This window comes from Bradyrhizobium sp. USDA 3397, from assembly GCF_054060965.1.
Genome location: NZ_JBSSDS010000001.1, coordinates 6370951 through 6382486, shown reverse-complemented (window position 1 = coordinate 6382486; position 11536 = coordinate 6370951). Strand labels below are relative to the sequence as shown.

Sequence of the window (11536 nt, the reverse complement as noted above, 5' to 3'; positions counted from 1 at the left end):
TAAAAGACGCAAAGGCCCGCTCGTCGAGGCGGACCACGACAAGAAACCAAATCGGGAGCGGAGAATGCCGAAATACAGGGTGGTGACGCCGAAGGGTGCGAGCTTCACGGTCGCCGGCAGCGATTATTCCTATGAGCGCGAGGCGCTCGATCCGATCGATGCCGAGATCATCGAGGCGCCCGCCGACGAGGCCGGGTTCATCGCCGCCGCGAAGAACGCCGACGCGATCTACGCCAAGGGCATCCCGATCACCAAGTCGATCATCGACGCGCTCGAGAGCTGCAAGGTCATCACGCTCGGCTCGGTCGGCGTCGACAGCGTCGACGTCAAGGCCGCCACGGCCCGCGGCATTCCCGTCACCAACATCCCCGACACTTTCATCGAGGAGGTCGCCGACCACGCCATGATGCTGCTGCTCGCGGGCTTCCGCCGCTTGGTCGAGCAGGACCGCATGGTGCGCGATGGCCGCTGGGCCGAGGGCCGGCCGGCCCTTTTGAAGATCCCGAGACTGATGGGCCAGACGCTCGGCTTCATCTCGTTCGGCCGGGTTGCGCGTGCGGTCGCCAAACGCGCCGCGCCCTTCGGCCTGCGCATGATGGCCTACGACCCCTTCATCCAGGAAACGCTGATGTACGAGCACGGCGTGATCCCGGCGACACTGAACGAGGTGCTGTCGCAATCCGACTTCGTCTCGATGCATGCCCCTGCGCGGCCCGAGGTGCACCACATGCTGACCGAGAAGCACTTCCGGCAGATGAAGAAGGGCTCGATCTTCATCAACACCGGCCGCGGTGCCACCGTGGACGAGGAGAGCCTGATCAAGGCGCTGCAGGAGGGCTGGATCGCGCACGCCGCCCTCGACGTGCTGGAAAAGGAGCCGCCCTCGCACAACAATCCCCTGCTCGGCATGGAGAACGTGACCCTGACCGCCCATGTCGCCTCGGCCTCGGCACGGTTCGACGAGGCGCGCAAGCGCCGGGTGGGCTACGAATTGTCACTGGTGCTCCAGGGCATGTGGCCGGTAAGCTGCGTCAATCCGTCGGTGCTGCAGAACACCGCGCTCCGCCGCTGGCAGCCCGTCAGCATGGACCGCGGGCCGAACAGCTAGGCGGGCGGCGCAGCAAGCGCCCACGACCGAAACGGCCCTTCACCGGCGATCAACGCCGGGAAGGGAGACATCATAGGGAGGTACTGATGAGGAACGACATCACACGTCGTGATGCCTTGGCGCTGGGCCTGTCCGCTGCAACGCTCGCGGCCACCGGTGCTGCAGCGCAAACATCCGCTATCAAGGCTGCCGACGTCCCGGCACCCAAGCGCGAGATCGAAAAGGGCGCGTCCTTGCGCATGCTGCGCCCGGTGCGCTTTGTCCAGGCGGACGAGGACGTGTTCCGCGCCAATGCGGCAAAGTTCACCAAGGACACCGGGGTCGAGGTCAAGGTCGACTTCGTCGGCTGGGAGGACATCAACCAGCAGACCGCGGTGACCTCGAATTCCGGCGCCGGCCCCGACATCATCATCGGCTTCTCCGACGCGCCTCACATCTACATCGACAAGCTGATCGAGCTCACCGACGTCGCCGACTATCTCGGCAAGAAGTACGGCGGCTGGCTGCCGCTGGCGCAACGCTACGGCAAGAAGAACAAGAGCGAGTCCTGGATCGGACTGCCGTTCGGCGCCACCGCAGGTCCCCTGATCTACCGCAAGTCGGTCCTGCAATCGGTCGGCTTCGACAAGGTTCCGGAAGATCATGCCGGCGTGCTCGACCTCTGCCGCAAGCTGCAAAAGGCCGGCAAGCCGGCCGGCTTCGCGCTCGGCAACGCCAAGGGCGACGGCAACGGCTTCGCCAACTGGGCGCTGTGGTCGCACAACGCCTCGCTGCTCGACGAGGAGGGCAACGTCACCATCAACAGCAAGGAGACGATCGCCGCGCTCAACTGGGTCAAGGAGCTGTATCCGACCTTCATCGCCGGCACGCCGTCCTGGAATGACGTCAGCAACAACCGGGCCTATTCCTCGCAGGAGATCGCGCTGACCGCCAACGGCGTCTCACTGTACTTCTCGCTGAAGAACGACCCGGCCACCAAGGCCATCGCCGAGGACAGCGAGCATCAGCTGCTGCCCAAGGGCCTGGCCAAGGTCTCGCCGATGGCGGGCCTGACGCTGAACGCCATGGTGTTCAAGCACAGCCCGTACCCCAATGCCGCCAAGGCCTTCCTGCAATACATGCTGGAGAAGGACCAATACGAGCCGTGGCTCAACGCCAATTCCGGCTATTGGTCGCAGCCGCTGGCCGCCTATGCCGAGGCCGCCGTGTGGTCGCAGGATCCGAAGGTGAGCCTGTTCAAGAACACGATGAACAGCACTTACTATGACGGCTACAAGGGGCCGATCTCGACGGCGACCGGCGCGGTCAGCGCCGATTACGTGCTGATTCAGATGTGCGCGTCCGTCGCCACCGGCGCCGCCACGCCGGAAGCCGCAGCTGCGGAAGCCGAGCAACGCTGCAAACGCTACTTCCGGCGACAGCGGTAGAGACCGTCATTGCGAGCGAAGCGAAGCAATCCAGAGACTCTCCGCAGATACAGTCTGGATTGCTTCGTCGCTTCGCTCCCTCGCAATGACGACGTGAAAGCCTAGAACAGGACAACACACTAATGTCCGTGACCACCCTTTCCTCCCACGCACTGGCGCAACGGCAGCCGAACTGGATCGTGCGCCTGTTCGACTACAAGCCGTTCCTGATCGTGATGTGCCTCGCGCCCGCGCTCGGGCTGCTCACGGTATTCCTGACCTATCCGCTCGGCCTCGGCGTCTGGCTCGCCTTCACCGACACCACGATCGGCCGCCGCGGCATCTATGTCGGGATCGAGAATTTCCAGTACCTGCTCACGGACCCCTTGTGGTGGAACGCGGTGTTCTACAGCGTGTTCTACACGGCCGTGGCGACCTTCGGAAAATTCGCGCTCGGCTTCTGGCTCGCCCTGCTGCTCAACAACCATTTCCCGTTCAAGAGCCTGCTGCGCGCCATCGTGCTGCTGCCCTGGATCGTGCCGACCGTGCTGTCGGCGCTGGCATTCTGGTGGATCTACGATCCGCAGTTCTCGATCATCTCCTACCTCCTGGTCGACGTGCTGCATTGGCGGGACAGCAATATCGACTTCCTCGGCTCGCCCTGGCCGGCGCGGTTCTCGCTGATCGCCGCCAACATCTGGCGCGGCATTCCCTTCGTCGCGATCTCGCTGCTGGCCGGCTTGCAGACCATCTCGCCCTCGCTCTACGAGGCCGCGATGCTGGACGGCGCCAGCGCCTGGCAGCGCTTCCGCTACATCACCTTCCCGATGATGCTGCCGATCCTCGCCATCGTCATGACATTCTCGATCATCTTCACCTTCACCGACTTCCAGCTGGTCTACGCCATTACCCGCGGCGGTCCGGTGAACTCGACCCACCTCTTGGCGACGCTGGCGTTCCAGCGCGGCATCGCCGGCGGCGAGCTCGGCGAAGGCGCGGCGATCGCGGTGTCGATGATCCCGTTCCTGGTGTTCGCGACACTGTTCTCCTATTTCGGCCTGGCGCGCCGCAAATGGCAGCAGGGAGAGGCCAATGACTGAAACCGCCGCGCAATCGACCGTCGCGGACGCAAAAGCGCCGCCCGACACCATGGCCTGGGATTCCGGGCTGCGGCGGCTGATGATGATCTATCTGCCGCTCGGCTGCTTCGTTCTGATCCTGCTGTTTCCGTTCTATTGGATGGCGATCACCTCGTTCAAGCCGAACGCGGAGCTGATGAACTACCGGGACAACAACCCGTTCTGGATCTCCTCGCCGACCCTGGCGCACATCAAGCATCTGTTGTTCAACACCGCCTATCCGCAATGGCTGAAGACGACGATGCTGGTCGCGATCGGCTCGACCACGCTGTCGCTGATCGCGAGCACGCTGGCGGCCTACGCGATCGAGCGCCTGCGCTTCCGCGGCAGCCCCTATGTCGGCCTCGGCATCTATCTCGCCTATCTGGTGCCGCCGTCGATCCTGTTCATTCCGCTCGCCACCGTGGTGGTGCAGTTCGGCCTGTTCGACTCGCCGCTGGCCCTGATCCTGGTCTATCCGACCTTCCTGGTGCCGTTCTGCACCTGGCTCCTGATCGGCTATTTCAAGTCGATTCCCTACGAGCTCGAGGAATGCGCGCTGGTCGACGGCGCCACGCGCCTGCAGATCCTGCGCCGGATCACGCTGCCGCTCGCCGTGCCCGGGCTGATCTCGGCCGGCATCTTCTCCTTCACGCTGTCCTGGAACGAGTTCATCTACGCCCTCGCCTTCATCCAGAGCGGCGCCAACAAGACCGTGCCGGTCGCGATCCTGACCGAGCTCGTCACCGGCGACGTCTATCAATGGGGTGCGCTGATGGCGGGATCGCTGCTTGGCTCGCTCCCGGTCGCGATCTTCTACTCGCTGTTCGTGGATTACTACGTGTCCTCGCTGACGGGTGCGGTGAAGGAGTAGCCCCGCTCTCTCGTCCCCCTCTCCCCGTTCTCACGGTCTGCAGGCGGGGAGAGGCGAAGAGCGCTGCGGCCTTTGGCCCGGCTTCACAATACTGCAACATGCGATCCGCATAAGCGTTGCGTCCGCCAACAGGAGACGCACATGCGCGCGACCTTTCTTTGCACCGTCGCCACGATCATCCTCACCGCGAGCACAGCGCTCGCGCAGAGCGAGGGCGAATTTCCCGCCAAGCTCGCCGGCCACGCGGTGATGCCGGCCGAAACCTTCATCGAGGCGCCGGCTGATGCCCCCGCCGATCTCAAGGCGGCGGGCAAATATACCACCGGCAAGCGGGTCGACGCGCTCGGCACCGTGATGGGTAAGTCCTTCGAGCGTCCGACCGGCGTGTCGCTGCCGTTCAAGGGCCAGCCGCTGCAGGGCCATTCCGGCATCAAGACCCTGCCCGACGGCACGTTCTGGGTCCTCACCGACAACGGCATGGGCGCGCGCGCCAACTCGCCGGATTCGATGCTGTACCTCAACCGCTACAAGATGGACTGGGCCAGCGGCAAGATGGAGCGGCTGGAGACCATCTTCCTGCACGACCCCGACAGACGCGTCCCCTTCCGCATCGTGCATGAGGACACCCAGAAGCGCTATCTCACCGGCTCCGATTTCGACACCGAAGGTTTCCAGATCGTCGGCGACACCTTCTGGATCGGCGACGAGTTCGGCCCCTACGTCCTGAAGGCGGACAAGTCAGGCAAAATCCTCGGCGTGTTCGATACGGTCGCCGACGGCAAGCCGGTGCGCTCGCCCGACAATTGGGCGGTGGGGACGCCGGCCGCGCCGGGCGCGACCTACACCAATGTCAATCTCCGCCGCTCCCGGGGCTATGAGGGCTTCGCCGCGTCGAAGGACGGCAAGTTCCTCTACGGCCTGCTCGAGGGACCGCTGTGGGATGCCGACAAGAAGGACTGGGAGAAGGTCGACGGCAAGGAGGCCTCGCGCATCCTCGAATTCGACGTCGCTGCGGAGAAATTCACCGGCCGCTACTGGCACTATGTGTTCGAGCAGAACGGCAACGCCATCGGCGACTTCAACATGATCGACCAGGCCTCCGGCCTCGTCATCGAGCGCGACAATGGCGAAGGCACCGCCGACAAGGCCTGCCCGCAGGGCCAGCGCGGCGAGAACTGCTTCCCCGACCTCGCCAAGTTCAAGCGCGTCTACAAGATCGAGCTGACCGACGCCAATGTCGGCAAGCCCGTGCGCAAGATCGGCTATATCGACCTGATGAAGATCAGGGATCCCGACAAGAAGGCGAAGAAGCCGCTCAACGACGGCGTCTACACTTTCCCGTTCTTCACCATCGAGAACGTCGATCGCGTCGACGACACCCACATCATCGTCGGCAACGACAACAACCTGCCGTTCTCCTCCAGCCGCGATCCCAACAAGGCCGACGACAACGAATTCGTGCTGCTCGAGGTTGCGGATTTCCTGAAGGCGAAGTGAGCACTCCGCCATTCCTTCCTCTCCCGCATTTCGCGGGAGAGGAAGTCGTGCCATCATCGGCCATCGAACTTCACGCCGATCTTAATGTGCATGGTCGCATAGGTGATCTCGGGCGGCACCGGCGGAAATGGCTGGGCCTGACGCACCATGGCCATGGCCTGAGCATCGAGCACTGCGACTCCCGATGAGCCGCCCACGCGACTTGACAACACTTGCCCACCGCGACCGAGGGCAAGGTTCAGCGTCACGATCCCATTTTGTCCGTTTGCGCTCTTCGGGTATTGGTGGAACCGCATGAGATGCGCGCGGACCCGCTGGTTATAAGTCGCCATCATCGATGCTACTGAACCTGCATTCACTGCGGACGCCAGCGGGGCTTCACGCTCCGCGCGCGGCGGTGCGCTGGTGCGCGGTGCCGGAAGCGCATCCGACGGCTTCCGGGCGTCGGGGCGCACCGCCTTGGGCTTCGCCGGGGCGGACTTCTCCACGGGAGTCACTTTCGCAGGCTCGGGCTTCGGCGGGCTCGGCTCGAGCTTCTGTTCCGGTGGAGCCACCACATCCGGCTGCTCCTGCGGCGGTGTCGGCGGGATCATTTCCTCGACAGCCTGCTGCTGCACCGGCTCGGGCGGTGACGCATCCGCCTGCTGCATCGTCGGTCCCGGCGCGATGTCCAGCGGCATCGACCGCGGTGCCGACGTCTCCGGCGTCATGTCGATCAGGATGGCCGGCAGGTTGACGCCCTCGTCCGGCACCTGCTTCAGCAAGTTCATCGCAAGCAGCGCGGCGCCGAGATGCAACGCCACGATCATCGTCGCCGAGGCGCCCCAGGGCGCGCCCTCCCGCTCGTCAAGCGGCTGATGCAAGGCAAAGGCGTTCGCGGCCATCAGCTGCGTCCGTCGAGCCCGACGAGGGCGACCTTGAGATAGCCGGCGTTGCGCAAGGTGTTCATCACCTCCATCAGGTCGCCATAGGACACGGCCTTGTCGGCGCGCAGATAGATGCGCTCGTCCTTGCGGCCCTTGGTGGCGGCGACGAGCGAGGTGCTAAGCGCGTCGCGAGCGACGATATCCTCGCCCACAGCGATCGAAAGGTCCGGCTTGACGGTGACGAAGACCGGCTTGTCGGGCCGCGGTGCCGGCTCGGCCGCCGTTGCCGGCAGATCGACGCCGATGTCGACCGTGGCAAGCGGCGCCGCCACCATGAAGATGATCAGCAGCACCAGCATGACGTCGATGAACGGGGTGACGTTGATCTCGTGGGTGACCTCGAGTTCGCTCGCCTCGCCGCGCGAGCCGAGCTTCGATGTCCCGAGCCTGGCGGCCATGGCCTACTCCGCCGCCCGGGCCAGACGGAAATGGCCGTGGTCGCGCTGGCGGCTCACCAGCAGCATCAGCTGCGCCGAGGCGTCGCCGAGCAAAGCGCGGTAATTGGCGATGCCACGGACGAGATGATTGTAGATCACGACCGCCGGGATCGCGGCGACGAGACCGAGCGCCGTCGCTAGCAGTGCCTCTGCAATGCCGGGCGCGACCACCGCAAGGCTGGTGGTATGGCTCTCGGAGATGCCGATGAACGAATTCATGATGCCCCAGACGGTACCGAACAGACCGACGAACGGCGCGATGGCGCCGATGGTCGCGAGCACGCCGGTGCCGCGCGCGATCTGCCTGGACATCGCCGCTTCGACCCGCTCCAGCCGTAACGCGACGCGTTCCTGCAGGCGGTCGTCGAGAATGCCGCCGGAGAGCTCGGCCTCCCTGGCGCAGGACTGGATCAGCTGCGCGACCGCGTCGCGCGCGTCGCCGGCCCGCGCGGATGCCTCGGCCAGAGTCATGTTGCCCTCGAGCGCACGCGTCCGCTCGAGAGCAAGCGATGCCTTGCGACGCAGCTCGATGGTCTTGGCGAGCCACACGGTCCAGGTGACCAGCGAGGCGATGGCGAGGCCGACCATCACGATCTTCACGACGATGTCGGCACCCAGGAACATGCCCCAGGGCGACAGATTGCGCGGCAACAGCGCAGCGTCGATCGCAAGCGCCGGTGCCGGCACGAGCGCCAGTGCGCTTGCAAGGATCACATGGCGAAGCGTGGAATTGCTCTGCATCCTGATCTCCCGACAAATGGAAGTTACGCCGGAGGCTTCGCCGCTATCCGGTCCGCAAGCTGCCGGAATCGCGTCAGCTGATCCGCCCGCAGCGCCCTCGTCTCGTCGCGGCCGACGAAGACCTTGAACATGATGCCGCCGTCGGCGTTCACGAAGGCGACGAAGGCCGAGGACTTGCCCATGAAGGGCCGCTCGACGAAGGCAATTCCCGCGCAGCGCTCGTGACGGAGATGGCCGTGCAGGCCCTTTGGCTGCATCAGGTTGAAATAGCCGCGGCCGATCTCGCCCGCGGGAACGGTCCCGGTGAACTCGAAGATCGCATCATCGGTGTGGACGATCAGCGTGACCTCGCCCCATTCCGCGATGTCCTGCATGGCGGCGGCAAAATGTTCGCCGCTCCCGATGCGCACCATTGACGGCGGCAACGCCTCGATCACCGCGCGCGGCGTGACGCTGCGCTCGCGCGCGACGTCCTCGATCACGGCACCCGGATTGTCCGCCATATGCGCCTTGAGATCGGCGAGATCGGTGCTCAGCATGTCCGGCTTCCTTTCGTCATCGGCCGCGATCAGGCCGCCGCGCTCGCCTTGCGCTCGGTCATGATGACCTCGAAGCCTTCGAACTTGGGGTGACCAAGATAGAGGCTCTCGCCGGTCTTGTTGTCGGCGCGCGCATGAGCGCGGCGGAATTCCTTCGATCGTGTCCAGGCCTCGAAAGCCGCCTTGTCGACCCACACCGTATGCGAGGAGTACAGCGTGTGGTCCTCGGCGACCGGCCCCTTGAGCAGATGGAATTCGACGAACCCCGCCATGCTGCCGAGATAAGACTCGCGGGTCCGCCAGACGGTTTCGAACGCGGCTTCCGAGCCGGGCTTCACCTGGAAGCGATTCATGGCGATGAACATTCGACTTTTCTCCTGTGACTTGTAAATCGGCAGTTGCCGATCGGATATTTCAGAACGGGTCGAAAGCCACGCTGACGCATCAGCGTGGCTTTCGAGATCGGCAAGGCATAACCTCCGGTGTCTCCCTCAGGTGCCGCCAAAGTGGAACTTGAGACCACCCTTGATCACGAGCCCAGCACCGGCGCTCGCCCACTTCACGTCGTTTTGCGTGTCGCCCGTGCTGCCGACCGGAATGGCGTACGGGCGATAGTAGCGGTTGAAGAGGTTCTCGACGGAGAAGTTGAGCGTGAGATCCGGCGTCGGATGATACTGCGCGTAGAGATTGACGAGGTCGTACGACGTTGCCGGCGTGTAGGTCCGGGGGATGTCGTAATTGGCGAGTGCCGGCGTCCACATCATCGAAAGGATGAGGGTACGGTCGAGCAGACGCACGCCGGCCGTCGTCGTGATCTTCTGCGGCGGAATGCTGTAGAGACCGAATCCGGTCTGGAGATTTTTTCCAGTCTGATAGGTCCCGGAGAGGCCGAAGAACCACAGGTTCGCGTCATACATCGCCTCGGCCTCGACGCCTTGAATGAGCGCGGACGCCACGTTCTGATACTGTAGGAACGGGAGCACCGTGATCGATGGTGCCGGTGGCGGCCCGGTCGGGACCACGAGCGGGTTTCCGTACGCGACCTGGTCGATGAAGTCGCTGATGTCGTTGCGGAACACGTTGATCTTGCCGCGCAGCGTGTCGCCTGCCGTGAACAGATCGTTCTTCTTGATGTTGAAGCCGATCTCCTTGTTCTTGCCGACCTCGGGGCGCAGGTTTGGATTGGGCACGAAGCAGAAGGTCGAATCCGCGCCCGGTCCCGGCGTGCCCGACGGACAGCGGAAGAACGAGTCGTTGACCGTCGCGCCGGCATGCGGCCCGCTCACCAGCGTCTCCGTGATCGAGGGCGCCCGGTAGCCTTCTGCGTAGCTGGCATAGGGGGTCACGACCGCGGTCGGAACGAGAGCAACCGTGATCTTCGGCGAGAGGCGATCGCCGCCCGACGACGAGGACGCCGAGGAAAGCTGATAATTGTCGTAACGGAGCGCACCGATCACCTCGAGCATCGAAGTGTAGTTCGCCCGCCACTGCACGAAGCCGCCAGACACCGTGCGCTGGCCGCCGGGCGTCGTCACTTCGGCGGTACCCGTCCTATCCTGCGTAGATACTTTGTCCTGAAAGGCGTCCAGGCCGTATGTCACCGCGTGACGCCAGCTTCCAGTGTCGAACCGCGTCGTATTGTGCACGTCGACACCGATTGTATCGAGCAGATAGCCGCGGTTGCTCCCGATGCACCCCGAAACGGCATTGCCCGGCACGCCGCCGCAATAAACGGACGGGGTCGTGCTGGTATGTCTCGTCTTGACCTGATCGTTCTCGGTGCGATTCCAGTAGATCTTCGCATCCCAGTCGAACCATTGATCATCCGGCTGCGAGTATTTCCAGCCGAGCGTCGTGGTGTAATTCTTCACGTTGGAGGCGTAGATCGACGTGCCGTTGAGATTGTTCGTACCGTTCGCATTGGTCGAATTGGGATCGCCCGCGCGTCGCGGCGGCTGGCCAAGGCTGTAGATGTCTTCCTGGAAGATGGCGCCGAGCTTGACCTCGTGACCGTCCGCCGGCCGCACCGTCAGCTTGGCGATGCCGCTGCTCAGACGGTTGCCGGTGTTTGCGACTTCGTAGCCGGTACCGTCCTTGTAGCTCTCCTGCGTCGAATAGGTGCCGCCTGCGAACACGTCGACATTCGGATTGACGTGCACGCCGCCGAAGGCCGAGCCGAGCGCACGTCCATAATTGCTGCCGAGGATGGTTTTCACGTCGACGCCCCAGCGCTCTCCCACGCGGACAACGTCCTCGATGTCCTTGGTGCGGAACGAGGCCACGCCGCCGATCGCCCCGGAGCCGTAGATGTTCGCGGTCGGGCCGCGCACGATGTCGATGCCGCTGATCAGTTCCGGATTGAGGAAGAACGAACCATTGGCGAAATGACCGGTGCGCTGGTAGTTCTGCCGCGCGCCGTCGACCACGACGGCAACACGGCCGAAATCCTGAAGGCCGCGGATGTTGATCGAGGTCGACGGCTCGTCGCCGCGGTGCTGAACCCATACGCCGGGAACGTTGTAGATAAGATCGCCGACGGTGCTGGCCTGACGGGCTTCGATCTGCTCGGACGTCACGACACTGACCGGCGCAAGTGCGTCGACGGCTCGCTCTTCTGTCTTGGTCGCCGCAACCGTGATGGTGTCGAGCACTTGAACCGGCGAGGCGCCGCCCGCCTGCGCGCGGGCGTTCATCACCTCGGGCGCGGCCTGCTGCGCAACTTGGGGCGCCTGCTTGCGCTTGGTCTGCTTTGGCTTTTCCGACGACGCGTTTTCACTCTGCGGCGATGCGGTCTGCGCGAGACTGCCCTCCGCCGTCATTGCCGCAATTGAAACCACCGACGCGCCCAAAATCAGGGCGCGCGAATACCTAGCCCCGTCAGCCATACCAG

General features: G+C 64.2%; 11 protein-coding genes. 5 read left to right on the top strand and 6 right to left on the bottom strand.

Annotated elements, in window-relative coordinates; translation table 11 throughout:
- Positions 1-64: 64 nt before the first annotated feature.
- From ACVWYQ_RS29535 to ACVWYQ_RS29515, 5 genes are all read left to right on the top strand, one after another.
- Positions 65-1108 (top strand): C-terminal binding protein, encoded by a 1044-nt coding sequence (locus tag ACVWYQ_RS29535; RefSeq protein ID WP_271543068.1) that lies wholly within the window; start codon positions 65-67, stop codon positions 1106-1108.
- An 86-nt stretch (positions 1109-1194) separates the two neighbouring features.
- The gene (locus tag ACVWYQ_RS29530) at positions 1195-2535 is read left to right on the top strand and encodes an ABC transporter substrate-binding protein (protein WP_057028022.1); all 1341 of its coding nucleotides are present in this window, start codon (positions 1195-1197) and stop codon (positions 2533-2535) included.
- A gap of 122 nt (positions 2536-2657) precedes the next feature.
- Complete coding sequence (locus ACVWYQ_RS29525) at positions 2658-3614, top strand: carbohydrate ABC transporter permease (RefSeq protein ID WP_035998865.1); 957 nt, start codon at positions 2658-2660, stop codon at positions 3612-3614.
- The gene (locus tag ACVWYQ_RS29520) at positions 3607-4506 is read left to right on the top strand and encodes a carbohydrate ABC transporter permease (RefSeq protein WP_370100639.1); all 900 of its coding nucleotides are present in this window, start codon (positions 3607-3609) and stop codon (positions 4504-4506) included. The genes ACVWYQ_RS29525 and ACVWYQ_RS29520 overlap by 8 nt, the downstream gene beginning before the upstream one ends.
- Positions 4507-4647: 141 nt before the next feature.
- Complete coding sequence (locus ACVWYQ_RS29515) at positions 4648-6003, top strand: esterase-like activity of phytase family protein (protein ID WP_271543066.1); 1356 nt, start codon at positions 4648-4650, stop codon at positions 6001-6003.
- 53 nt (positions 6004-6056) lie between these two features.
- Here ACVWYQ_RS29515 and ACVWYQ_RS29510 read toward each other — a convergent pair whose 3' ends face one another.
- The 6 genes from ACVWYQ_RS29510 to ACVWYQ_RS29485 form a co-directional block, all read right to left on the bottom strand.
- Positions 6057-6887 (bottom strand): TonB family protein, encoded by an 831-nt coding sequence (locus ACVWYQ_RS29510; RefSeq protein ID WP_404546101.1) that lies wholly within the window; start codon positions 6885-6887, stop codon positions 6057-6059.
- Positions 6887-7327, bottom strand: a complete 441-nt coding sequence (exbD, locus tag ACVWYQ_RS29505; protein WP_271543062.1) for a TonB system transport protein ExbD — start codon at positions 7325-7327, stop codon at positions 6887-6889. Before exbD ends, ACVWYQ_RS29510 begins: the two co-directional genes overlap by 1 nt.
- 3 nt (positions 7328-7330) lie before the next feature.
- Positions 7331-8107, bottom strand: a complete 777-nt coding sequence (gene exbB, locus ACVWYQ_RS29500; protein ID WP_271543060.1) for a tonB-system energizer ExbB — start codon at positions 8105-8107, stop codon at positions 7331-7333.
- Between the two features lie 23 nt (positions 8108-8130).
- Positions 8131-8646, bottom strand: coding sequence for a heme utilization cystosolic carrier protein HutX (gene hutX / locus ACVWYQ_RS29495; RefSeq protein ID WP_271543058.1), 516 nt, complete (start codon positions 8644-8646; stop codon positions 8131-8133).
- Between the two features lie 29 nt (positions 8647-8675).
- Positions 8676-9011 carry an antibiotic biosynthesis monooxygenase family protein gene (locus ACVWYQ_RS29490; protein ID WP_456726623.1) on the bottom strand — a complete coding sequence of 112 codons (336 nt, stop codon included), beginning with the start codon at positions 9009-9011 and terminating at the stop codon, positions 8676-8678.
- A gap of 126 nt (positions 9012-9137) precedes the next feature.
- Complete coding sequence (locus tag ACVWYQ_RS29485; protein ID WP_456726622.1) at positions 9138-11531, bottom strand: TonB-dependent hemoglobin/transferrin/lactoferrin family receptor; 2394 nt, start codon at positions 11529-11531, stop codon at positions 9138-9140.
- Positions 11532-11536: the final 5 nt, after the last annotated feature.

Excerpts from the sequence above, each read along its gene's own strand:
- ACVWYQ_RS29535 (WP_271543068.1), top strand. The coding sequence starts at position 65 with ATGCCGAAATACAGGGTGGTGACGCCGAAGGGTGCGAGCTTCACGGTC.
- ACVWYQ_RS29530 (WP_057028022.1), top strand. The coding sequence starts at position 1,195 with ATGAGGAACGACATCACACGTCGTGATGCCTTGGCGCTGGGCCTGTCC.
- ACVWYQ_RS29525 (WP_035998865.1), top strand. The coding sequence starts at position 2,658 with ATGTCCGTGACCACCCTTTCCTCCCACGCACTGGCGCAACGGCAGCCG.
- ACVWYQ_RS29520 (WP_370100639.1), top strand. The coding sequence starts at position 3,607 with ATGACTGAAACCGCCGCGCAATCGACCGTCGCGGACGCAAAAGCGCCG.
- ACVWYQ_RS29515 (WP_271543066.1), top strand. The coding sequence starts at position 4,648 with ATGCGCGCGACCTTTCTTTGCACCGTCGCCACGATCATCCTCACCGCG.
- ACVWYQ_RS29510 (WP_404546101.1), bottom strand. The coding sequence starts at position 6,887 with ATGGCCGCGAACGCCTTTGCCTTGCATCAGCCGCTTGACGAGCGGGAG.
- exbD (WP_271543062.1), bottom strand. The coding sequence starts at position 7,327 with ATGGCCGCCAGGCTCGGGACATCGAAGCTCGGCTCGCGCGGCGAGGCG.
- exbB (WP_271543060.1), bottom strand. The coding sequence starts at position 8,107 with ATGCAGAGCAATTCCACGCTTCGCCATGTGATCCTTGCAAGCGCACTG.
- hutX (WP_271543058.1), bottom strand. The coding sequence starts at position 8,646 with ATGCTGAGCACCGATCTCGCCGATCTCAAGGCGCATATGGCGGACAAT.
- ACVWYQ_RS29490 (WP_456726623.1), bottom strand. The coding sequence starts at position 9,011 with ATGTTCATCGCCATGAATCGCTTCCAGGTGAAGCCCGGCTCGGAAGCC.
- ACVWYQ_RS29485 (WP_456726622.1), bottom strand. The coding sequence starts at position 11,531 with ATGGCTGACGGGGCTAGGTATTCGCGCGCCCTGATTTTGGGCGCGTCG.